We start from the raw sequence: 20,923 nt of genomic DNA on the forward strand, positions 1-20,923 counted from the left end.
TGTGCCATGCAAGCAAAGGCCAGAGAATCACTCGATGTGATGACGTGAGCCCCCTGAGGGCTTTACGCAGGCACTTTCTCCCCGCTATGGCCGCCGTCACACCTCGATTCCGGCACCGCCTTCACCACCGCCACCACTGGTGTCGCCCTCGTCGTACTTCGGCGGAGTGGTGGCGAGCCCCAGAGCTTTGCGGGTGGTGACCGTCTTCCTGGGGTCGATGAGCTTCGCGGCCTTCTCGTAGTGCGCGTAGAACGCGTCCGCGTCCCGCGCGTCCGAGGCCTTCGCCCACTCCTTCGCCGAGAGAGTCATGTCCTTGACCAGGGCGGCGACCGGTCCACGCGCGGCCGGCGCGAACGTGCGGACGGGCAGCCCGTCCGCCTGCCACGCCACAATCTCCGAGACACTGGCCGCCCATTTCTTGTAGCCGGGCAGATCGTCCTCGACGGACTCCGCCTCGGGCGCCCCGGCCAGCACGTTGTTGATGGCCCGCGCCGAGCTCAGATAGGAGTACTGGTCGGGGTCCAGCGTCAGCTGGTCGTTGCGCAGGGAGCCCGTCAGGCTGCCCCTCTCGTCGGTGTTCCCGAACAGACAGCTGACCTCGCGATCGCCACGGCGCCAGCTCTGCGACGTCGGCGTGAAGGAGTACACGTCGACGTTGTCCGGGACGGCCCAGGAGTCCATCGCGTAGCCGCTCTGTTCCCGGTAACACCGCCGGTCGGCCTCATCGGCGAGCACACTGTCCCCCGGGTAGTCGCCGTCGCCCATCGCGAATTCCGCGAACACCTCGGCTTCATGCTCGCCCGAGCACGGCACCTTGTCGACATCGAACGCCAGGCCCCTCAGGGAGCCGTTGAGCGAGTCGAAGCACTCGCCCACCTCCAGTGAGAACGCGGCGCTTCCCGAGTCGTTCGCCGCGCCCTGGAAGCCGTCCCAGAAATCGCGCGCGCCACCCGTGGCGACGACGAGCGCGAGCAGCCCGATTCCGATCGACGACATCACCATGCCGCCCACGGCCATGCCCTTGCCGCGCTCCCCGCGCTTCTTGATCTGGACGAGCGCCACGATCCCGAGCACCAGCCCGACGGCGGGCACGAAGCAGAGGATGCCGAGCACCAGCGCCGCGATCGCGAGCCCGTTGACGGGCACCGGCCGGTTGTACGGGGAGTAGCCCTGCCCCCAGGGCTGGTACGGGGGCCCGTAAGGCGACTGCTGGTGCGGGCCTCCCTGGTAGGGGCCGCGGGGATCCGGGACATGCGGATACGGAGGCGGGAAGGCGCCGGGCGTCCCCTGAGCACCCGGTGGCGTCCCTGGCGGCGGGTACGGCCCCTCTGGCTGCTGCGGCCCGGGCGGCGGGGGTATGGCCACGAGTTCCCTTGCTCCTCATCCACGCGCGGTGGAACCTGCGTACGACTGCCGGATGGCTGCGCGCATCGTAAGCGCGGCACGACCTGGGGCGTAACGGAGGTGCCCCGGGCTGTCGGGGCGCCGGACGGACGGACCACCCGACGACGGGCCGCCGGACGGCGAAGAGCATCGGAACGACGGGCGCAGGCGGGCGGGGCGGATGCCGGTCGGTGCCGGGACAGCGGACGCCGTGCGCCGAGCGGACTCCGATCGGTGCCGGGACGACGGGCGCAGGTGGGCGGGGCGGACTCCGATCGGTGCCGGAAGAGCACAGGCGCCGGTGCGCCAGGCGGACGCCGGCCGGTGCCGGGACGGCAGGCGCCGGTGCGTGCCGGGGCCGTGAAGAGTGCCGGGGCGGCAGGCAGGAAAGGGCGGCCGCCGCCTGGACGCCACCGCCGTAACACGCCTGCCGCCGCCCGGCAGTGACGCTCCGTCACTCCGGCCTCGCGTCTAACCTGGGCCTATGACTCCACTGCCGGACTGCTTCTGCCCGACGGACGGCACCCGTGTCCCGGCCGGCTCGCTCGCCTGGTGCTGCCCGGTCTGCCGCGGCCCGCTCGATCTCGACTTCGCGCCGACCCCGGCTCCTCTCACCTCCCTCGCCGGGCGGGTGAACTCGCTGTGGCGGTACGCGGAATGCCTGCCGCTGGCCGCGCCCACGGTCAGCCTCGGCGAGGGCCGCACCCCGCTGGTCCCCCTCCGCGAGGGCGTCTCCGCGAAGCTCGACTACCTGATGCCGACGCTGTCGTTCAAGGACCGCGGAGCCGTGCTGCTGGCCGAGCTGGCACTGCGGCTCCGGCCCCGGCAGGTGCTGGCGGACAGCAGCGGCAACGCGGGCACGGCCATCGCTGCGTACTGCGCGCGGGCGGGACTGCCCTGCACGGTGTACGTCCCCGAGGGCACCTCCGCGAAGAAGCTGGAGCAGATCGAGGCGCACGGGGCGCGGCTGCGGGTGGTCGAGGGCGACCGCGAGGCGACGGCGACCGCGGCCCGCGAGGCGGCCGACGAGGAGGGGGTCTTCTACGCCTCGCACGTCTTCAACCCGTACTTCCTGCACGGCACGAAGACGTACGTCCACGAACTCTGGGAGGACCTCGGCGGACGTCTGCCGGACGTCATCGTGGTGCCGGTCGGCAACGGCACGCTGCTCCTCGGCGCCGCGCTCGCGGTGGCCGAACTGCACGCGGCCGGGCTGATCGACCGCAGGCCCGCCCTCTACGCCGTCCAGTCCGCCGCGGTCGCCCCGCTGGCCCACGCCTGGTCCGAGGGCGCCGACGAACTCGTCGGCGTCACCCCCATGGCGCCCACGTTCGCCGAGGGCATCGCGATCCCGAACCCGCCGCGGGCCCGCCAGATCCTGCGCGCGGTGCGCGCCTCCGGGGGCGCGTTCCTGACGGTGACGGAGGACCAGATCCGGCACGCGCAGACGGATCTGGCGGGACGCGGGCTGTACGTGGAGTCCACCGGGGTGGCCTGCTGGGCGGCGGTCCGTGAGGGCGCCCTCGGACAGCGGGAGGCCGTGGTGCCGCTGTGCGGGGCGGGCTTGAAAACGGGGATGGCCCAGGACTGACCTCCGCGGGACCCCCTGTGCGGGAAGCCCTGTGCGGGACCCGGGCTAGGGGCGTTCCCGCTCCAGCAGCGTGACGCAGCGGCCGAGCAGGGCGGCGAGCGTCTCGCGCTCCTCTGCGGTGAACTCGGCGGCCAGGGCTCGCTCGACCCGTACGGCGCGGGCGTCGGCGTCGGCGAGCGCGGCCGTGCCCTCGTCGGTGAGCCGGGTCTCCAGGACGTTCTTGTGCCAGGCGTGCGGGGTGCGCTCGATCAGGCCTCGGTCCTGGAGGTTGTTCAGGACCGTGTTCATGGTCGGCGGCGTGACCAGGCAGAGGCGGGCCAGCGCGGCGGCCGAGATGCCGGGGTTCTCGCTGAGGTGGAGCAGCGCCGCGTACTGGGCGACGGTCACGCCCGCCGGTTTGAGCACCGCGGCCTTCGTCGCGCCGAGGGCCTGCTCGGCCCGCTTGAGATGGGAGCCGAGGCGCTCGGACACGGGCATGGACGTCATCTCCGCATGGTAGCCGCGGATCGTACGGGCGATACGACGATGAGCCCTCACTCATCCATAAAGACATTGACGAGCATTAGAGCTCTAACTTAAATTCGCACTCAACACCCTCAGCTCATGCAGGGCTCGGCCCGGCATGGCTCAGCCCTGCATGGGCCAGCTCAACTCAGCTCAGCTCTGCTCTGCGGCCCAGCCCAGCTCTGCCCTTCCCGCTCGTCGACGTCTGAGAAGCAGACCGAGAGGTTCCGTCGTGTCCCGTTCGATCCAGCGCCGCACCTTCCTGACCGCCACCGCCGCGACCGTCGCGGCCCTCGCGACGACCACCGCGGGCACACCGACCGCGAGCGCCGCACCCCGCGTCTCCCCTCCCCATGTGCCCACTCCTCGCATCTCCACCGCCTTCGAACTCCCCGACGACCGCGCCTATCCCGAGGGCCTCGCCGCCGACCCGCGCACGGGGACGCTGTACGTGGGCTCGTACACCACCGGCGCCGTCTACCGCTCGACGCCCGGACGCCGCGTGGCCGAGACCTTCCTGCCCGCGGGCGCGGACGGCCGGAAAACCGCCAACGGACTGAAGGTCGACGGGTCCGGCCGCCTCTGGGTGACCGACTCGACGGCCGGAGTCGCCGTCTACGACGTACGCACCCGCTCCCTGCTGGCCCGCTTCGACGTACCCGGTGACGCGCCCCGCTTCGTCAACGACCTGGCGATCGCCGCGGACGGCAGCGCGTATCTGACGGACAGCGTGCGGGAGGTCGTCTACCGGGTGACACCGGCCCAGCGCGCCCGGGCCACGGCCCACGGCGGCCGGGCCGCCCTCACCCCCGCCTACGACTTCGGGAGCGTCCTGGCCCCGCACCCGGCCGGCACGTACACCCTGAACGGCATCGTCGCCGGGGACCGCTGCCTGTTCACCGTCGACATGACCGGCGGCGCCCTCTACCGGGTGGACCTCACCACCGGCGCGATCCGCCATGTCGCCCTGCACGGCGGCGACTTGGTGAACGGCGACGGTCTGGAGCTGGTCGGCGACACCTTGTGGGCCGCCCTCAACAAGACCGACACGATCACCCGCTGGCGTCTGTCGGCGGACGGCCTCACCGCCCGCCTGGAGCGCAGCCTCACCGACCCCGCGCTGCAGATCCCGACCACGCTGGTGCGCCGCGGCGGCCGCACCCTCGTCGTCCGCTCCCAGTTCGACAAGGGCGGCCCGATGGGCCCGGGCACACCCGAGACCCCGTTCACCGTGGCGTGGGTACACGGCATCTGAACCCCCGAACAACAGAAGGGGCCGGCTCCCGGAGGAGTCGGCCCCTTCCGGCCTGCGCCTCTCCCGCGCACGCCACTGATCACGCGCGACGAGGCTGCGATCAGTAGTGATACCTAGCAGCGAGGATGATGATCTCCTTGTCCGTGACCAGGTAGACAAGGCGATGCTCGTCGTCGATCCGCCTCGACCACGCCCCGGGCAAGTGATACTTGAGCGGCTCAGGCTTGCCGATCCCCGTGAAGGGATCACGCTTGACGTCCTCGATGAGCCTGTTGATCCGAGCGAGCATCTTGCGGTCGTGCTTGAGCCAGGACGTGTAGTCCTCCCAGCCCTGATCCTCGAAGACAAGCCTCACGCGTCACCCTCGGCGGGGTGCGCCGCATCCGGGTCGATCAGTTCGCGCTCCGACACGTTCACGTGGCTCAGAGCGTTCTCGTACGCCTTGAGGAGTCGACGTGCGTTCGCGGGCGAACGGAGCAGGTACGACCCCTCACGCAGCGCCGCGTAGTCCTCGGCCGAGACGAGCACGGCGTTGCCATGCTTGGAGACGATCTCGATGGCCTCGTGATCGTCGTTGACCTTCTTGATCAGCGGAAAGAGAGCCTTGCGGGCTTCGCTCGCGGTGATGGACATGGGTCGACTCCCTCTATCAAGTGGTACCAAATAACGTACCACTGACGACCCCCTCGAGCCGGGCCGCACAGGTGACCGGCCATCAGAAAGAGACGCGGCACCATTCCGGCACGGGAAACAGCGAGGGGCCGGCTCCCGGAGGAGTCGGCCCCATGTGACCTGTGTTTGCCAGGTCGCCCATGTGCTGTTGTTCCGTGCGCTCAGACGTTGAAGCGGAACTCCACCACGTCGCCGTCCTGCATGATGTATTCCTTGCCCTCCATGCGGGCCTTGCCCTTGGCGCGGGCCTCGGCGACCGAGCCCGTCTCGACCAGGTCCGCGAAGGAGATGACCTCGGCCTTGATGAAGCCCTTCTGGAAGTCGGTGTGGATGACACCGGCGGCCTCGGGGGCGGTGGCGCCCTTCTTGATGGTCCAGGCGCGGGATTCCTTGGGGCCTGCCGTCAGGTAGGTCTGCAGGCCGAGGGTGTTGAAGCCGACGCGGGCGAGGGTGGCCATGCCCGGCTCCTCGACGCCGACCGACTCCAGGAGCTCCCTCGCGTCCTCCTCGTCGAGCTCGGCGAGGTCCGCCTCCAGCTTGGCGTTGAGGAAGATCGCCTCGGCGGGGGCGACCAGGGCGCTCTGCTCGGCCTTGAAGTCGTCGTCGACCAGCTCGTCCTCGTCCACGTTGAAGACGTAGAGGAACGGCTTGGTGGTGAGCAGGTGCAGGTCGTGCAGCAGCTCCTCGTTGCCGGAGCCCTGGACGATGCCCGCGGAGAAGAGGGTGTCGCCCCGCTCCAGGATCGCCTGGGCCGCCTCGACCGCCGCGACCTTCGGGCCGACGTCCTTCTTGATGCGCGACTCCCTCTGGAGGCGCGGCAGGACCTTCTCGATCGTCTGGAGGTCCGCGAGGATCAGCTCGGTGTTGATCGTCTCGATGTCGTCCTTGGGCGAGACCTTGCCGTCGACGTGCACGACGTTCTCGTCCTTGAAGGCGCGGATGACCTGGCAGATCGCGTCGGACTCACGGATGTTCGCGAGGAACTTGTTGCCCAGGCCCTCACCCTCGGACGCGCCCTTCACGATGCCCGCGATGTCGACGAAGTCGACGGTCGCCGGGAGGATCTTCTGCGAGGAGAAGATCTCGGCCAGTTTGGTGAGACGGGCGTCCGGGACGCCGACCACACCGACATTCGGCTCGATCGTGGCGAACGGGTAGTTGGCCGCGAGCACGTCGTTCTTGGTCAGGGCGTTGAACAGGGTCGACTTGCCGACATTGGGCAGACCGACGATTCCGATCGTGAGCGACACGTTGCGACTTCCCGTACGAGAGGATGGGCGAAGGGCCCTCGAAGAGTGCGGGCCGATCCACCAGTCTACGGCGTGGTCCGGCCCGTACCCGCGAGGTATCGAACGCATGGCCAAGCTCTTTCCATGGCCCCGCCTTCCGCCTGCCTCCGGCGTGTCCGAAGAGCCATTCCACACATAAAACGACCTAAGTTGGTCCAGTGGAGCAACACAGGACGCGTCCCCCTCAGTACAGACCGCGACGCGGTGCACCCGTTCCGGCTCAGGGCGGGCGGGCCGCGGGCGACGGTGCGAGAAGGGGCGCCCCGGTGTCGCGGCGGCCCGCGCCCGCGGGCGGGCGGGAGACACGGCGGATGCCGAATCCCCGGCTGACCGGGCTCGGCGGCGGATTGTTCTGCGGCGCGTCGATGTTCGCGCTGGCCTGCCTCGACCAGCTGCTGTTCGAGGGATCGCCGACGGTCTACGGGGTGCTGTTCCTGCCCGTGTGCGTACTGACCGCGCTGTGGGTGCGGCCCGGCGACCTGGTGACCGCGCCCGTGGTCGTGCCGATCGCCTTCACCTTCGGGCTGCTGCCGATCGCCGACGACAGCGGCGGCGGCGTCAGTGGCAGCTTCATGGGCCTGGTCACCGCCCTCGCCCTCCAGGCGGGCTGGCTGTACGGCGGGACGCTGGCCGCGGGCCTCGTCGTGACCGCCCGCAAGGTCCGCCTGCTGAGCCGCAGGGCCGCTCGGCGGCGGGCCCAGGCGCGCGGCGACCTGCCGGCCGGCAGACAGCCCCGCTGACCCCTCGTCCGCCGCGGGTTCCCGTCCCGCCGCGGGTTCCCGTCCCGCCGCGGGCGGGTTCCCGGTCCCTCACGGGCAGGTTCCCGGTCTCTCACGGGCGGTGTCGCGATCCCTCACGGGCGGTGTCGCGGCTACTGCGCGACCTTCGCCGCTCGCATCGCCGCGCCCACGATCCCCGCGTTGTTCTGGAGCTGTGCCGGGACGATCTCCGCCTTGATGTCCTCGATCAGCGGCAGGAACTTGTCGGCCTTGCGGCTGACACCGCCGCCGATGATGAACAGTTCCGGGGAGAAGAGCATCTCGACGTGGGCGAGGTACTTCGTGACGCGGCGCGCCCAGTGCTCCCAGGTCAGCTCGTGGTCGTCCTTGGCCTTGGTGGAGGCCCGCTTCTCCGCGTCGTGGCCGTTCAGCTCCAGATGGCCCAGCTCGGTGTTCGGGACCAGTTCGCCGTCGATGAAGAGGGCACTGCCGATGCCGGTGCCGAAGGTGAGCAGGATGACCGTGCCCCGGCGGTCGCGGCCGGCTCCGAACTGCATCTCGGCGACGCCCGCCGCGTCCGCGTCGTTCAGCACGGTCACCGGCAGGCCGCCGAGCCGCTCACTCAGCAACGCGCGCGCGTCGGTGTCGATCCAGTCCTTGTCGACATTGGCCGCCGTACGGATCGTGGAACCACCGGTCACCACGCCCGGGAACGTGATGCCCACGGGACCCGTCCAGCCGAAGTGGCCGATGACGTCCTTCACGCCGTCGGCCACCGCGTCGGGTGTCGCGGGTTGCGGGGTGAGCACCTTGAAGCGCTCCGCCGCCAGGTCCCCGCGGTCAAGGTCCACAGGGGCACCCTTGATCCCGGATCCGCCAATGTCCACACCGAAGATCTGCATGGCCCTACGTTACGTCGTACGACTGACGGTCACTTCCCGGGCGTACCGCCGGTGCGCTGCTCCACCAGGGCGGCGGCCTCAGCGCGCAGATCGCGGCGCAGCTCCTTGGGCAGCGAGAAGGTGATGGACTCCTCGGCGGCCTTGACGAGCTCGACGTCCTCGAAGCCGCGCCGGGACAGCCACTCCAGGACCTGCTCGACGAGGACCTCGGGGACGGAGGCGCCGGAGGTGACCCCGACCGTGCTCACGCCCTCGAGCCACGCCTCCTCGATCTCGTCGGCGAAGTCCACGAGGTACGCCTCACGGGAGCCGGCGAGCTTGGCGACCTCGACGAGCCGCACGGAGTTGGAGGAGTTGCGCGATCCGACGACGATCACCAGCTCGGCCTCCGCGCCCATCTGCTTCACGGCGAGCTGACGGTTCTGCGTGGCGTAGCAGATGTCGTCGCTCGGCGGCGAGATGAGCTGCGGGAACTTCTCCTTCAGGGCGTCGACCGTCTCCATCGTCTCGTCGACCGAAAGGGTGGTCTGGGAGAGCCAGACGACCCGGGAGGGGTCGCGGACCTCGACCTTGGCGACGTCCTCGGGTCCGTCGACCAGCGTGATGTGGTCGGGGGCCTCGCCGGAGGTGCCGATGACCTCCTCGTGGCCCTCGTGGCCGATCAGGAGGATGTCGAAGTCGTCGTTCGCGAACCGGACGGCTTCCTTGTGGACCTTGGTGACCAGCGGGCACGTCGCGTCGATGGTGGCGAGCTTGCCCTTCGCGGCCTCGTCGTGGACGACGGGGGCGACGCCGTGCGCCGAGAACATGACGATGGACCCCTCGGGGACCTCCGCCGTCTGCTCGACGAAGATCGCGCCCTTCTTCTCCAGGGTCTGCACGACGTACTTGTTGTGGACGATCTCGTGGCGGACATAGATCGGGGCCCCGTACTGCTCGAGGGCCTTCTCGACGGCGATCACGGCACGGTCCACGCCCGCGCAGTAGCCCCGGGGGGCGGCGAGCAGGACACGGCGGCCAGGAGAAGCAGTCATGCCCCCATCGTAAGGCCGCGCCCGGCAGGTCGAAGATCGCCTCCTTGGAGAGACTGTGGGGAGCCGGAGAGGCGGGGCCGGGCGCGAACCTCGGGAGGCACGATGTCCGACACGCAGACCACCGCCGGTTCGGGCGCGGCGGAGCACGGACTCCGGCGCAGCCTCGGTTTCCGGGATCTGGTCGTCTACGGGCTGCTGTTCATCGCCCCGATGGCGCCGGTCGGGGTCTTCGGGACGCTGGACGCGAAGTCGCACGGGGCGGTCGCGCTGGTCTACGTCGTCGCGACGGTCGCCATGGCGTTCACCGCGTTCAGCTACGCGCAGATGGTCCGCGTGGTCCCGCAGGCGGGCTCGGTGTTCGCCTACGCGCGCGCGGGGCTCGGGAAGGAGGCCGGGTTCGTCGCCGGGTGGATGGTGATGCTGGACTACCTGCTCATTCCGGCGGTGGCCTATCTGTTCTCCGGGATCGCGATGAACTCCCTGGTCCCGGAGGTCTCCCGGTGGGTGTGGACCGCGCTCGCCGTCGTCGTCACGACGTTCCTCAACCTCTGGGGTGTCCGCACGGCGGCGCGGGTCGGCTTGCTGGTGCTCGCGATGGAGATCGTGGTCCTTCTTGTCTTCGTCGTGTCGGCGGTCGTGGTGCTGGCGCGCGACGGGGCGCACCGCGACTGGCTGTCCCCGCTGTCGGGTGACGGCACGCAGGGCGCGTTCGCGCTGTCGGCTGTCATCGGCGCCGTCTCGGTCGCCGTCCTCTCCTTTCTGGGCTTCGACGCCATCGCCTCCTTCGCCGAGGAGGTGACGGGCGGTCCGGAGAAGGTGGCCCGCGCGGTCCTGTTCTGTCTGGCGCTGGCGGGTGTGCTGTTCGTGGCGCAGACCTATCTGGTGTCGCTGCTGGAGCCGCTGTCGTCCGCGCGGCTCGCCGCCGACCCCGCGAAACAGGGTCCGGCCTTCTACGACGCCGTGGACGCGTCCGTCGGCTCGTGGCTGCACAACCTGGTGGCGGTCAGCAAGGCGATCGGCGCGGCCTTCGCGGCGCTGGCCGGGCAGGCCGCGGCCGGGCGTCTCGTCTTCGCGATGGCCCGCGACCGGCGGCTGCCGCGGGTGCTGGCGCGGACCGACTCCGGGGTGCCGCGGGCGGCCCTGTCGTGCGCCGCGGTGATCACGCTGGTCGCCGCGGTCTGGGCGGCGCGCCGCGACGACGGCCTCGACAAGCTGGTCTCGGTGGTCGACGTCGGCGCGCTGACCGCGTTCACCCTGCTGCACGCGTCCGTGGTGGGCTGGTTCGCCGTACGGCACCTGGGCGGGCCGGTGGTGTGGTGGCGGCACGTCCTCGTCCCCGTGCTGGGCGCCGCGATCACCGTCGCGGTGATCGTCGAGGCCTCGGGCACGGCCCAGGTGGTGGGCCTCGTCTGGCTGGCGGTGGGTCTGGTGGTGCTCCTCGCCCAGCGGGGGCGGACCGAACCGAAGACCGGGTAGCGCCTGCCGGGCGGGCCGGTCCACGGCCGGGAGACCGGGCCGCCTCGGCCCGCGCCGGGCGTGCCGGCGTTGTCGGTGGTGGCCACTACGCTCGGGCGCATGGCTCTCAACACGTCCGCGGACGCTCCGCTGCCCGTCGGCGAGGTGTCCCGGCTCATCGGGGGATGGATCGACCGGCTCGGCGCGGTGTGGGTCGAGGGGCAGATCACCCAGTTGTCGCGGCGCCCCGGCGCGGGCGTCGTCTTCCTGACGTTGCGCGACCCGTCGTACGACATCTCGGTGGGCGTGACCTGCTATCGGCAGGTCTTCGACGCGGTCGCCGACGTGGTGAGCGAGGGTGCCCGGGTGGTGGTCCACGCCAAGCCGGAGTGGTACGCGCCGCGTGGGCAGCTGTCCCTGCGGGCCGCCGAGATCAAGCCGGTGGGGGTTGGCGAGCTCCTCGCCCGGCTGGAGCAGCTGAAGAAGTCGCTGGCGGGCGAGGGACTGTTCGCGGCCGAGCGGAAGAAGCCGCTGCCGTTCCTGCCGCAGCTCATCGGGCTGGTGTGCGGGCGCGCGTCGGCGGCCGAGCGGGACGTGCTGGAGAACGCGCGGCACCGCTGGCCCGCCGTCCGCTTCGAGGTGCGCAATGTCGCCGTGCAGGGCGTCCACGCCGTTCCGCAGGTCGTGCAGGCGGTGAAGGACCTGGACGCGCTCGACGAGGTCGACGTGATCATCGTGGCGCGCGGCGGCGGCAGCGTGGAGGATCTGCTGCCGTTCTCCGACGAGCAGCTCGTCCGGGCGGTCGCGGCCTGCCGTACGCCGGTCGTGTCGGCCATCGGGCACGAGCCCGACAACCCGCTTCTGGACCATGTGGCCGACCTGCGGGCGTCCACACCGACCGACGCGGCCAAGAAGGTCGTGCCGGACGTCGGCGAGGAGTACGAGCGGGTGCGGTTCCTGCGGGACCGTGCGCGGCGCTGCGTCATGTCGTTCATCGACCGCGAGGAGCGGGGCCTCGCGCACGCGCTGGCCCGGCCCTCGATAGAGGATCCGCACCGGATGATCGACGAGCGCGCGGACCAGGTCTCCGCGCTGCTCGACCGGGGCCGGCGCACCCTCGGGCATCTCCTGGACCGCGCGGACTCGGAGCTGACGCACACGCACGCGCGCGTGGTGGCCCTCTCCCCCGCGGCGACCCTCCAGCGGGGGTACGCGGTGCTGCAGAAGGCCGACGGTCATGTGGTCCGGGACCCGGCCGAGGTCGTGGCGGACGAGACGCTGCGGGCGCGGGTCGCCGAGGGTGAATTCACGGTTCGAGTCGATGCATAGGGTGGGCGCATGACCAGCAAGGTGGACGAGGCGCTCGGGTACGAGCAGGCACGGGACGAGCTGATCGAGGTCGTACGCCGCCTGGAGGCGGGTGGTACGACCCTCGAGGAGTCCCTGGCGCTCTGGGAGCGCGGCGAGGAGCTGGCCAAGGTGTGCCGGCGCTGGCTGGAGGGCGCGCGGGCCCGCCTGGACGCGGCCCTGGCCGAGGAGGAGTCGGAGTCGCGGAAGGCGGACACCGACACCGGCTCGGATTCCGAGTAACGACCGTCGACGGCGGCGGCCGGCCCCGGCGGGGCCGACCGCCGCCGTTGTCGCGAGCGAGCCGGGACGACCGAGAAGTCCTCTCCTCGCACCCTCAGACCTGTGAAGCGGATCACCATGCCCCGGTTTTGATTGAACCTTAAACCTTTTCGTCGTAGTGTCGTCCTCGCCAACAGATCCCCCGGGATCCACCGCACGCACCGAGAAGGTTCCTCATGTCTCTCGTCCTTGACCCCACCGCTCAGGACCTGCTGTTCCGCGAGGCCCGCACGGCGAACACGTTCACCGACGAGCCGGTGACCGACGAGCAGGTGCAGGCGATCTACGACCTGGTCAAGTTCGGCCCGACCGCCTTCAACCAGTCGCCGCTGCGCATCACCCTGGTCCGCTCCCCGGAAGCCCGTGAGCGCCTGGTGCAGCACCTCGCCGAGGGCAACCAGGCGAAGACCGCCGCCGCCCCGCTGGTCGCGATCCTCTCCGCGGACAACGAGTTCCACGAGGAGCTGCCGGCGCTCCTCCCCCACTTCCCCGCCGCCAAGGACCTCTTCTTCTCCGAGCGCCCGGTCCGTGAGGGCAGCGCCGCGATGAACGCCGCGCTCCAGGCCGCGTACTTCATCATCGGCGTCCGCGCCGCCGGCCTCGCCGCGGGTCCGATGACCGGCGCCGACCTCGCCGGCATCCAGAAGGAGTTCCTGGACGACGACCACACCCCGCTGATGATCGTCAACATCGGCAAGCCGGGCGAGGACGCCTGGTTCCCGCGCTCCCCGCGCCTGGAGGCCGACCAGGTCATCACGACCGTCTGATCACCGGCTCGACCACGGCACCACCAGAACACCGGGACCACCGGAACCACCGGTCGATCCCGCACCAGCGCGAGAAGGGCCCCCGGCGACATGGCCGGGGGCCCTTCTCGTGCATACGTATGCGGGGTGCCTACGAGGTCTTCAGGGCCTGCGCCATCTTCACCAGCGTGCCGAACGAGCCGGTGCCGGTCACCACGGTCGTGGAGCCCTTGCCCGTGAGGACGAGGGCGTCGTAGTGGTCGCCCTCGTAGCGCTGCCAGGTCTGGTCGCCGATGCGCTGGGTGGCCTTGGTCCGCCGCGCGCCCTGGCTCGCCGAGTCGATGAACACGGCCGGCCGCTGAGTGGACTGCTCGACCGCCACGTACTGACCGTCGGGGGCCTGGTAGCCCAGGTGCCAGACGTCGAACTCACTGCCGTCGTACCGCACCGAGGTCGGCTTCCACGCCGTCGGCAGACCCTCGGGCGCCGCCACGGGATAACTCGCCGCCCGGCGAGCCGTGAGCAGCTCGACCCGGTAGTCGACACGCTTGAGATCGGGCTCTGATGCGTCGTGCGGGATGAAGATGTAGATAACGCCCGCCATGAGCCCGATGAGGCCCAGGGAGAGAATCATGTCCCGGACCGACTGCTTGCCTTTCATACCTGCCACGGCCCTATCGTCGCAGGTGCCCTGGCCTGCTCATCCGTGGGGCCCCCTGCTCATTTTGTAAGTCTGGCGATAGAGTCGGGACATCACCCTCATCCGGCCGTCGTCGTATCAGAAAGGTGCGTGTCGATGACCGAGCATCATCTGCCGTCCGAACTCGAAGTACCGTCGGAAGCCCCCGACCGGAACCTCGCCCTCGAACTCGTCCGCGTCACCGAGGCCGCCGCGATGGCCGCGGGCCGCTGGGTCGGCCGCGGCGACAAGAACGGCGCCGACGGCGCCGCCGTCCGGGCCATGCGAACCCTTGTCTCCACCGTCTCGATGAACGGCGTCGTCGTCATCGGCGAAGGAGAGAAGGACGAAGCCCCGATGCTCTTCAACGGGGAGCGCGTGGGCGACGGGACCGGCCCCGAGTGCGACATCGCCGTCGACCCGATCGACGGGACGACGCTCACCGCCAAGGGCATGACGAACGCCATCGCCGTGCTTGCCGCCGCCGACCGCGGCACCATGTTCGACCCGTCCGCGGTCTTCTACATGGACAAGCTGGTCACCGGCCCGGAGGCCGCCGACTTCGTCGACATCAACGCGCCCGTCTCGGTGAACATCCGCCGGGTCGCCAAGGCGAAGCGGGTCACGCCCGAGGACGTCACCGTCGTCATCCTCGACCGGCCGCGCCACGACGGCATCATCAAGGAGATCCGGGAGACCGGCGCGCGCATCAAGCTGATCTCCGACGGCGATGTCGCGGGCTCGATCCTCGCGCTGCGCGAGGGCACCGGCATCGACCTGCTGCTGGGCATCGGCGGCACGCCCGAGGGCATCATCTCGGCCTGTGCGGTCAAGTGCCTCGGCGGCACCATCCAGGGCAAGCTGTGGCCGAAGGACGACGAGGAGCGGCAGCGGGCGGTCGACGCCGGGCACGACCTCGACCGCGTCCTGACCACGAACGACCTGGTCTCCGGCGAGAACGTCTTCTTCGTCGCGACCGGCATCACCGACGGCGAGCTGCTGCGCGGGGTGCGCTACCGCTCCGAGACCGCGACGACCGAGTCGATCGTGATGCGGTCCAAGTCCGGAACGGTCCGCCAGATCACGTCGGAGCACCGGCTGAGCAAGCTGCGTGCGTACAGCGCGATCGACTTCGACCGCGCCAAGTAGGACCACCGGCCGAACGGGGCCGGGCGCCTTCGACGGCGCGGAAGGGGCGCCCCTTGTGCGGAGGGGCGCCCCTTTCCCGTACGCGGGTGTCAGCCGGCCGCGGCTATCGGCCCCCGCGCCTTCTTGAGCTCCAGGTCGCGGCGGCGGCGCCTGGCGAGCACGACACGGCGCTCGGCGGCGGTGAGGCCGCCCCAGACGCCGTACGGCTCGGGTTGCAGCAGCGCGTGTTCGCGGCACTCGACCATGACCGGACAGCGGGCGCAGACGCGCTTGGCGGCCTCCTCACGGGAGAGCCGGGAGGCGGTCGGCTCCTTGGAGGGGGCGAAGAACAGGCCGGCTTCGTCGCGCCGGCACACCGCCTCCGTGTGCCATGGCGCTTCCTGATCCCTGTCCCGCACTGGCGCCCGCTGGGCCGGAACGGCAGCTACCTGCAGGGACTGATGCGGCGGTTGCAGCACGGTCTACTCCTGACGACGGCTTCGCGAGCGTGCCGGGCACCGCGGAAAGTTCCGCCGCGCCCTCCAAGAGACGATGCAGCAAGGCCTACCCGCTGTGCGCGCGCCTATGCACTGTGTGCCGAAGCCCGGGCCTTCCCGCGCATGATCGATCGTCCATCACCGGACCACCGCGCGTCCGCCACCGACGCCGTCCCGGTCGTCAACGATCCAGGTGCTTGCGCAGGCTCCGGTCCACCCGGTCGGCCACGCGGTCGTTCACCCGGCTCGTGACCCGGTCGAGGATGTCCGCGATCAGCTTGCCGCGCTTGGGCCTCGCCTCGACGTTCCCGAGGACGGCGAAGCCGTCGACGTAGACCACGGGTGCGTCGGGGTCGCCCGAATCGAGCGTGTCCACCTCGAAGTTGCCCAGCACACCGCCGCCGTTGCCCCGCAGCGAGACATTCTCCGGGACACGGACCTCGACGTTGCCGAAGACCGAGACCGCCTTGATCACGACCTGCTGGTACTCGAAGATCGCCTCGCTCAGGTCGATCTCCACGCTGCCGAAGACCGCGTACGCGTGGATGCGGCGGCCCGCTCGCCAGCGGCCCTTGCGGACGGCGGCGCTGAAGACCGCCACCACATTGTCGTCGGCCTCCGCGGGGATCTCGCCCTGGGTGGGGCGGTTGGGCGCCGAAGCGTACGCCGAGGCCGTGCGGCCGGTGTGGGCGGCGGGCAGGTCCCGGACGAACTGGTCGAGCTCGCCCACCGTCTTGGTGGCCAGCGCCCCCTCCACCCGCTCGGCGTGCTCCTCCGCGGTCAGGCGCCCCTCGGCGAGGGCCTCGCGCAGGATGTCGGTGATCCGGTCCCGGTCGGCGTCGGAGGCACGCAGCTCGGCCGGCTTCGCCGCCGTGGCGGGGGTCGCGTCGGGGCGCTTTTGAAGGTCCACGACAGCAGCCTACCCAAACGCGATAGATCGCGACTACCCCTCTCGCGCCGCCTGTGGAAAACCCGCCACCCGTCCGGGCCGTCGGTCCGGTGTCCGAACTGAGCCTTACCTCACAACCTCGGCGCCCCTGTCAGGTTCTACGCTGGTGGACGCTGCCAATGAAGGCCGGCCTCCGGCGAGTGAGCCGAAGGGGCGCGCCCGAGGCGAACGAGCCCCAAAGCTGTCTGTCGAGTGAGGAATGGGCGAGATGCCTGAGTTCGCGTACACCGATCTGCTCCCCCAGGGAGAGGACACCACCCCGTACCGGCTGGTGACCTCCGAGGGTGTCTCCACCTTCGAGGCCGACGGGCGCACGTTCCTCAAGGTGGAGCCGGAGGCGCTGCGCAAGCTCGCCACGGAGGCCATCCACGACATCCAGCACTACCTGCGGCCCGCGCACCTGGCCCAGCTGCGCCGCATCATCGACGACCCCGAGGCGTCGAGCAACGACAAGTTCGTCGCCCTGGACCTCCTGAAGAACGCGAACATCGCGGCCGCGGGCGTCCTGCCCATGTGCCAGGACACCGGTACCGCGATCGTCATGGGCAAGCGCGGCCAGAACGTGCTCACCGAGGGCGGCGACGAGGCCGCCCTCTCGCGCGGCATCTACGACGCGTACAAGAACCTGAACCTGCGCTATTCGCAGATGGCCCCGCTGACCATGTGGGACGAGAAGAACACGGGCTCGAACCTGCCGGCGCAGATCGAGCTGTACGCCACCGACGGCGGCGCCTACAAGTTCCTGTTCATGGCCAAGGGCGGCGGCTCCGCCAACAAGTCGTTCCTCTACCAGGAGACGAAGGCGGTCCTCAACGAGGGCTCCATGATGAAGTTCCTGGAGGAGAAGATCCGTTCCCTCGGGACGGCCGCCTGCCCGCCGTACCACCTGGCGATCGTCGTCGGCGGCACGAGCGCCGAGTACGCCCTGAAGACCGCGAAGTACGCCTCCGCGCACTACCTGGACGAGATCCCGTCCGAGGGCTCCGAGCTCGGGCACGGCTTCCGGGACAAGGAGCTGGAGGAGAAGGTCTTCGAGCTGACCCAGAAGATCGGCATCGGCGCGCAGTTCGGCGGCAAGTACTTCTGCCACGACGTACGTGTGGTGCGTCTGCCCCGCCACGGCGCGTCCTGCCCGGTCGCGATCGCGGTCTCGTGCTCGGCCGACCGCCAGGCCGTCGCGAAGATCACCGCAGAGGGCGTCTTCCTGGAGCAGCTGGAGACCGACCCCGCGCGCTTCCTGCCGGAGACCACGGACGAGCATCTCGACGAGGCCGGCGACGTCGTGAAGATCGACCTCAACCAGCCGATGGACGACATCCTCGCCGCGCTGACGAAGTACCCGGTCAAGACCCGTCTCTCGCTCTCCGGCCCGCTCGTCGTGGCGCGCGACATCGCGCACGCCAAGATCAAGGAGCGGCTGGACGCGGGCGAGGAGATGCCGCAGTACCTGAAGGACCACCCGGTGTACTACGCGGGCCCGGCCAAGACCCCCGCGGGCTACGCGTCCGGCTCCTTCGGCCCGACGACCGCCGGCCGCATGGACTCCTACGTCGAGCAGTTCCAGGCGGCGGGCGGCTCCAAGGTGATGCTGGCCAAGGGCAACCGCAGCAAGCAGGTCACAGACGCCTGTGACACGCACGGCGGCTTCTACCTCGGCTCCATCGGCGGCCCGGCCGCCCGCCTCGCCCAGGACTGCATCAAGAAGGTCGAGGTCGTCGAGTACGAGGAGCTCGGCATGGAGGCGGTCTGGAAGATCGAGGTCGAGGACTTCCCGGCCTTCATCGTGGTCGACGACAAGGGCAACGACTTCTTCCAGGATCCCGCCCCCGCCCCGACCTTCACCTCGATCCCGGTGCGGGGCCCCGGACTGGCGTAGTGCGGGGCCCGTGCGACGTCCTGGGTGACGTCGTACGGGTGCCGCGTGCCGCGCCGTGCGGGTCACGTCGTACGGGGTGCCCCGCGCGAAGCCCTGCGTGGCGTGTGAACGGCCGCCGACAAGGCGGCCGTTCGTTCGTCGCGGCCGTCGGCGCTGGGCCGCACGGACCAACGGCTTCGTGCGCGCCGGGCGGGAACAGCCGCGGGCTCCGGGATGCTGTCCCCCATGGAGGTGTCACCGATGGCAGATGGCCAGGGCGAAGGCGCGTACCGGATCGAGCACGACTCCATGGGCGAGGTGCGGGTGCCCGCGGAGGCGAAATGGCGGGCGCAGACGCAGCGTGCCGTGGAGAACTTCCCGATCTCGGGGCAGCATCTCGAGCGCGCGCACATCGAGGCCCTCGCCCGGATCAAGGCGGCCGCCGCGAAGGTGAACGGCGAGCTGGGCGTGATCGACAAGGATGTCGCGGAGGCGGTCCAGGAGGCCGCCGCGGAGGTCGCCGAGGGGCGCTGGGACGCGCACTTCCCGGTCGACGTCTTCCAGACGGGCTCCGGGACGTCCTCCAACATGAACACGAACGAGGTCATCGCCACGCTCGCGACCGAGCGGCTGGGCCGGGACGTCCACCCCAACGACCACGTGAACGCGTCGCAGTCGAGCAACGACGTGTTCCCGTCCTCGATCCACATCGCCGCGACCGCCGCCGTGACCCGCGATCTGGTGCCCGCGCTGGAGCACCTCGCGGCCGCCCTCGGCCGCAAGTCGGAGGAGTTCGCCGACGTGGTGAAGTCGGGGCGCACCCATCTCATGGACGCCACGCCCGTGACCCTCGGGCAGGAGTTCGGGGGGTACGCGGCCCAGGTGCGCTACGGGGTCGAGCGGCTCCGGGCCTCGCTGCCGCGCCTGGCCGAACTGCCGCTCGGCGGCACGGCCGTGGGGACGGGGATCAACACCCCGCCCGGGTTCTCCGCCGCGGTGATCGCCGAGGTGGCGCGGTCGACCGGGCTGCCGCTGACCGAGGCCCGCGACCACTTCGAGGCGCAGGGGGCGCGCGACGGGATCGTGGAGACGAGCGGTCAGCTCAGGACCATCGCCGTCGGGCTGACCAAGATCGCGAACGATCTGCGGTGGATGGCCTCCGGGCCGCGCACCGGGCTGGCCGAGATCAGCCTCCCGGATCTCCAGCCGGGATCCTCGATCATGCCGGGCAAGGTGAACCCGGTGATCCCCGAGGCGGTGCTGATGGTCGCCGCGCAGGTGACCGGGAACGACGCGACCGTCGCCGTGGCGGGCGCGGCGGGGAACTTCGAGCTGAACGTCATGCTGCCGGTGATCGCCAAGAACGTCCTGGAGTCGGTCCGGCTGCTCGCGAACGTCTCGCGGCTGCTCGCCGACCGGACGGTGGACGGAATCGTGGCGCACCGGGAGCGGGCGCGCGAGTACGCGGAGTCGTCGCCGTCCGTGGTGACACCGCTGAACAAGTACATCGGGTACGAGGAGGCCGCCAAGGTCGCCAAGAAGGCGCTCGCGGAGCGGAGGACGATTCGTCAGGTGGTGCTGGAGTCCGGGTACGTGGAGCGCGGAGACCTGACCCTGGAACAGTTGGACGAGGCGCTGGATGTCCTGCGGATGACGCGCCCGTAACGGCCCGCATCCGTGGAAAAACGCCTGATGACGGCTCCGTAACAGGAGTTCCCCGATGGCGGGAACCGTGACGCGCGCCGCAGCGTCGCATGCCTGGGGCACCTAATATCTGGTCATGGCAGAGGGTGGAGCGGTGAGACGGGCGGAAGCGGGCGGGTCGGCGGCGTACTGGGAGCCCGGGAGTCAGATCCTGTGGCGGTACCGGGAGAACGCCGGTGAGCGCGTCCACATCTGCCGTCCCGTGACGGTCGCGCGCGACGACGCCGAACTGCTCGCGGTATGGATGGCGCCGGGCACGGAGTGCGTGAAGCCTGTGCTCGCCGACGGTTCGCCGGTGCACGGGGAGCCGCTGGAGTCGCGCTACACCAAGCCGCGCGCGGTGCGGCGCGACCGCTGGTTCGGGACCGGGGTGCTGAAGCTGGCGCGCCCGGGCGACGCCTGGTCGGTGTGGCTGTTCTGGGATCCGGGCTGGCGTTTCAAGAACTGGTACGTGAATCTGGAGGCTCCGCTGACCCGTTGGGCGGGCGGGGTGGACTCCGAGGATCACTTCCTCGACATCTCGGTCCACCCGGACCGCAGTTGGCGCTGGCTCGACGAGGACGAGTTCGCGATGGCGCAACGGGCCGGTCTGATGGATGCTCAACTGGCGGCACGCGTACGAGAGGCGGGGTGGTCGGCGGTGGAGGTGATCCGCGCGTGGGGCGCGCCGTTCTCGGACGGATGGCAGCACTGGAGGCCCGATCCGGCCTGGCCGGTTCCCGTACTGCCGGATGACTGGGACCGTACGCCCGCGCACGTGTCCTCATGAGACCCTTGATGCGCCCCCGTGGTACAACCGTAGGATCGTCTTCCGCAAGGGCGCACGGCAGTAACAACTCCCGCAGGATGAGCCGAGCTTGACCATATGTCACCGAGGGGCGGCAGGACGTGAGCGAGGGGTACGAGGCGTACAGCGGCGTGGCCGGCCAGGG

General features: G+C 70.4%; 21 protein-coding genes. 11 read left to right on the forward strand and 10 right to left on the reverse strand.

What is annotated here, in order from left to right; translation table 11 throughout:
• Nucleotides 1–96 precede the first annotated feature (96 nt).
• Nucleotides 97–1,146 carry a DUF4190 domain-containing protein gene (locus tag OOK38_RS07900; RefSeq protein ID WP_323178790.1) on the reverse strand — a complete coding sequence of 350 codons (1,050 nt, stop codon included), beginning with the start codon at nucleotides 1,144–1,146 and terminating at the stop codon, nucleotides 97–99.
• 721 nt (nucleotides 1,147–1,867) lie between these two features.
• On the opposite strand from OOK38_RS07900, the gene OOK38_RS07905 reads away from it, so the two are divergent.
• Complete coding sequence (locus tag OOK38_RS07905) at nucleotides 1,868–2,974, forward strand: threonine synthase (protein WP_266762340.1); 1,107 nt, start codon at nucleotides 1,868–1,870, stop codon at nucleotides 2,972–2,974.
• Between the two features lie 45 nt (nucleotides 2,975–3,019).
• Here OOK38_RS07905 and OOK38_RS07910 read toward each other — a convergent pair whose 3' ends face one another.
• Nucleotides 3,020–3,460, reverse strand: coding sequence for a MarR family winged helix-turn-helix transcriptional regulator (locus OOK38_RS07910; RefSeq protein ID WP_266762338.1), 441 nt, complete (start codon nucleotides 3,458–3,460; stop codon nucleotides 3,020–3,022).
• Nucleotides 3,461–3,710: 250 nt separating this feature from the next.
• On the opposite strand from OOK38_RS07910, the gene OOK38_RS07915 reads away from it, so the two are divergent.
• The gene (locus OOK38_RS07915; protein ID WP_266762336.1) at nucleotides 3,711–4,733 is read left to right on the forward strand and encodes an SMP-30/gluconolactonase/LRE family protein; all 1,023 of its coding nucleotides are present in this window, start codon (nucleotides 3,711–3,713) and stop codon (nucleotides 4,731–4,733) included.
• Between the two features lie 100 nt (nucleotides 4,734–4,833).
• Here the strand turns inward: OOK38_RS07915 and OOK38_RS07920 are convergent, their stop codons facing one another.
• From OOK38_RS07920 to ychF, 3 genes are all read right to left on the reverse strand, one after another.
• Nucleotides 4,834–5,088 carry a Txe/YoeB family addiction module toxin gene (locus OOK38_RS07920; protein ID WP_266762334.1) on the reverse strand — a complete coding sequence of 85 codons (255 nt, stop codon included), beginning with the start codon at nucleotides 5,086–5,088 and terminating at the stop codon, nucleotides 4,834–4,836.
• The gene (locus OOK38_RS07925; RefSeq protein ID WP_266762332.1) at nucleotides 5,085–5,366 is read right to left on the reverse strand and encodes a type II toxin-antitoxin system Phd/YefM family antitoxin; all 282 of its coding nucleotides are present in this window, start codon (nucleotides 5,364–5,366) and stop codon (nucleotides 5,085–5,087) included. Before OOK38_RS07925 ends, OOK38_RS07920 begins: the two co-directional genes overlap by 4 nt.
• Nucleotides 5,367–5,566: 200 nt before the next feature.
• A complete protein-coding gene (ychF, locus tag OOK38_RS07930; protein ID WP_266762331.1) occupies nucleotides 5,567–6,655 on the reverse strand; it encodes a redox-regulated ATPase YchF in 1,089 nt (362 codons plus the stop codon).
• 350 nt (nucleotides 6,656–7,005) lie between these two features.
• Between ychF and OOK38_RS07935 the strand changes: the two genes are divergently transcribed.
• Nucleotides 7,006–7,434, forward strand: coding sequence for a DUF6542 domain-containing protein (locus OOK38_RS07935; protein ID WP_323178791.1), 429 nt, complete (start codon nucleotides 7,006–7,008; stop codon nucleotides 7,432–7,434).
• A gap of 131 nt (nucleotides 7,435–7,565) precedes the next feature.
• On the opposite strand, the gene ppgK is transcribed toward OOK38_RS07935, so the two are convergent.
• Together ppgK and OOK38_RS07945 are read right to left on the reverse strand one after the other, a co-directional pair.
• Nucleotides 7,566–8,315, reverse strand: a complete 750-nt coding sequence (ppgK, locus tag OOK38_RS07940; RefSeq protein ID WP_266762327.1) for a polyphosphate--glucose phosphotransferase — start codon at nucleotides 8,313–8,315, stop codon at nucleotides 7,566–7,568.
• A gap of 29 nt (nucleotides 8,316–8,344) precedes the next feature.
• On the reverse strand, nucleotides 8,345–9,349 hold the full coding sequence (locus OOK38_RS07945) for a 4-hydroxy-3-methylbut-2-enyl diphosphate reductase (RefSeq protein WP_266762325.1): 1,005 nt from the start codon (nucleotides 9,347–9,349) through the stop codon (nucleotides 8,345–8,347).
• Between the two features lie 102 nt (nucleotides 9,350–9,451).
• Here OOK38_RS07945 and OOK38_RS07950 point away from each other — a divergent pair, with 102 nt between their 5' ends.
• The 4 genes from OOK38_RS07950 (at nucleotide 9,452) to OOK38_RS07965 (ending at nucleotide 13,200) form a co-directional block, all read left to right on the forward strand.
• Nucleotides 9,452–10,825 carry an APC family permease gene (locus OOK38_RS07950; protein ID WP_266762323.1) on the forward strand — a complete coding sequence of 458 codons (1,374 nt, stop codon included), beginning with the start codon at nucleotides 9,452–9,454 and terminating at the stop codon, nucleotides 10,823–10,825.
• A 99-nt stretch (nucleotides 10,826–10,924) separates the two neighbouring features.
• The gene (gene xseA, locus OOK38_RS07955) at nucleotides 10,925–12,133 is read left to right on the forward strand and encodes an exodeoxyribonuclease VII large subunit (RefSeq protein WP_266762322.1); all 1,209 of its coding nucleotides are present in this window, start codon (nucleotides 10,925–10,927) and stop codon (nucleotides 12,131–12,133) included.
• A 9-nt stretch (nucleotides 12,134–12,142) separates the two neighbouring features.
• The gene (locus OOK38_RS07960; RefSeq protein ID WP_266762320.1) at nucleotides 12,143–12,394 is read left to right on the forward strand and encodes an exodeoxyribonuclease VII small subunit; all 252 of its coding nucleotides are present in this window, start codon (nucleotides 12,143–12,145) and stop codon (nucleotides 12,392–12,394) included.
• 215 nt (nucleotides 12,395–12,609) lie between these two features.
• Nucleotides 12,610–13,200: a malonic semialdehyde reductase gene (locus tag OOK38_RS07965; protein WP_266762318.1), complete on the forward strand. Its 591-nt coding sequence runs from the start codon at nucleotides 12,610–12,612 to the stop codon at nucleotides 13,198–13,200.
• A 130-nt stretch (nucleotides 13,201–13,330) separates the two neighbouring features.
• Here the strand turns inward: OOK38_RS07965 and OOK38_RS07970 are convergent, their stop codons facing one another.
• Complete coding sequence (locus OOK38_RS07970; RefSeq protein WP_266762316.1) at nucleotides 13,331–13,849, reverse strand: DUF4245 domain-containing protein; 519 nt, start codon at nucleotides 13,847–13,849, stop codon at nucleotides 13,331–13,333.
• 126 nt (nucleotides 13,850–13,975) lie between these two features.
• Here OOK38_RS07970 and glpX point away from each other — a divergent pair, with 126 nt between their 5' ends.
• On the forward strand, nucleotides 13,976–15,007 hold the full coding sequence (gene glpX, locus OOK38_RS07975; RefSeq protein WP_266762314.1) for a class II fructose-bisphosphatase: 1,032 nt from the start codon (nucleotides 13,976–13,978) through the stop codon (nucleotides 15,005–15,007).
• 89 nt (nucleotides 15,008–15,096) lie between these two features.
• Here the strand turns inward: glpX and OOK38_RS07980 are convergent, their stop codons facing one another.
• The gene (locus tag OOK38_RS07980; RefSeq protein ID WP_266762312.1) at nucleotides 15,097–15,465 is read right to left on the reverse strand and encodes a WhiB family transcriptional regulator; all 369 of its coding nucleotides are present in this window, start codon (nucleotides 15,463–15,465) and stop codon (nucleotides 15,097–15,099) included.
• Nucleotides 15,466–15,664: 199 nt separating this feature from the next.
• Complete coding sequence (locus OOK38_RS07985; RefSeq protein ID WP_266762310.1) at nucleotides 15,665–16,393, reverse strand: DUF1707 domain-containing protein; 729 nt, start codon at nucleotides 16,391–16,393, stop codon at nucleotides 15,665–15,667.
• A gap of 247 nt (nucleotides 16,394–16,640) precedes the next feature.
• Here OOK38_RS07985 and OOK38_RS07990 point away from each other — a divergent pair, with 247 nt between their 5' ends.
• The 3 genes from OOK38_RS07990 (at nucleotide 16,641) to OOK38_RS08000 (ending at nucleotide 20,760) form a co-directional block, all read left to right on the forward strand.
• The gene (locus OOK38_RS07990) at nucleotides 16,641–18,308 is read left to right on the forward strand and encodes a fumarate hydratase (protein WP_266762308.1); all 1,668 of its coding nucleotides are present in this window, start codon (nucleotides 16,641–16,643) and stop codon (nucleotides 18,306–18,308) included.
• A gap of 240 nt (nucleotides 18,309–18,548) precedes the next feature.
• A complete protein-coding gene (locus OOK38_RS07995) occupies nucleotides 18,549–19,952 on the forward strand; it encodes a class II fumarate hydratase (RefSeq protein ID WP_266762306.1) in 1,404 nt (467 codons plus the stop codon).
• Between the two features lie 115 nt (nucleotides 19,953–20,067).
• Nucleotides 20,068–20,760: a DUF402 domain-containing protein gene (locus tag OOK38_RS08000; protein ID WP_266762304.1), complete on the forward strand. Its 693-nt coding sequence runs from the start codon at nucleotides 20,068–20,070 to the stop codon at nucleotides 20,758–20,760.
• Nucleotides 20,761–20,923 lie beyond the last annotated feature (163 nt).

The sequence above is a fragment of the Streptomyces sp. NBC_00568 genome (assembly GCF_026341855.1).
In the GTDB taxonomy this organism is placed as follows: domain Bacteria; phylum Actinomycetota; class Actinomycetes; order Streptomycetales; family Streptomycetaceae; genus Streptomyces.

Coding starts and splice junctions, on each gene's coding strand:
- OOK38_RS07905 (WP_266762340.1), top strand. CDS start 1,868: ATGACTCCACTGCCGGACTGCTTCTGCCCGACGGACGGCACCCGTGTC.
- OOK38_RS07910 (WP_266762338.1), bottom strand. CDS start 3,460: ATGACGTCCATGCCCGTGTCCGAGCGCCTCGGCTCCCATCTCAAGCGG.
- OOK38_RS07925 (WP_266762332.1), bottom strand. CDS start 5,366: ATGTCCATCACCGCGAGCGAAGCCCGCAAGGCTCTCTTTCCGCTGATC.
- OOK38_RS07935 (WP_323178791.1), top strand. CDS start 7,006: ATGCCGAATCCCCGGCTGACCGGGCTCGGCGGCGGATTGTTCTGCGGC.
- ppgK (WP_266762327.1), bottom strand. CDS start 8,315: ATGCAGATCTTCGGTGTGGACATTGGCGGATCCGGGATCAAGGGTGCC.
- OOK38_RS07945 (WP_266762325.1), bottom strand. CDS start 9,349: ATGACTGCTTCTCCTGGCCGCCGTGTCCTGCTCGCCGCCCCCCGGGGC.
- OOK38_RS07950 (WP_266762323.1), top strand. CDS start 9,452: ATGTCCGACACGCAGACCACCGCCGGTTCGGGCGCGGCGGAGCACGGA.
- xseA (WP_266762322.1), top strand. CDS start 10,925: ATGGCTCTCAACACGTCCGCGGACGCTCCGCTGCCCGTCGGCGAGGTG.
- OOK38_RS07960 (WP_266762320.1), top strand. CDS start 12,143: ATGACCAGCAAGGTGGACGAGGCGCTCGGGTACGAGCAGGCACGGGAC.
- OOK38_RS07965 (WP_266762318.1), top strand. CDS start 12,610: ATGTCTCTCGTCCTTGACCCCACCGCTCAGGACCTGCTGTTCCGCGAG.
- glpX (WP_266762314.1), top strand. CDS start 13,976: ATGACCGAGCATCATCTGCCGTCCGAACTCGAAGTACCGTCGGAAGCC.
- OOK38_RS07990 (WP_266762308.1), top strand. CDS start 16,641: ATGCCTGAGTTCGCGTACACCGATCTGCTCCCCCAGGGAGAGGACACC.
- OOK38_RS07995 (WP_266762306.1), top strand. CDS start 18,549: ATGGCAGATGGCCAGGGCGAAGGCGCGTACCGGATCGAGCACGACTCC.
- OOK38_RS08000 (WP_266762304.1), top strand. CDS start 20,068: ATGGCAGAGGGTGGAGCGGTGAGACGGGCGGAAGCGGGCGGGTCGGCG.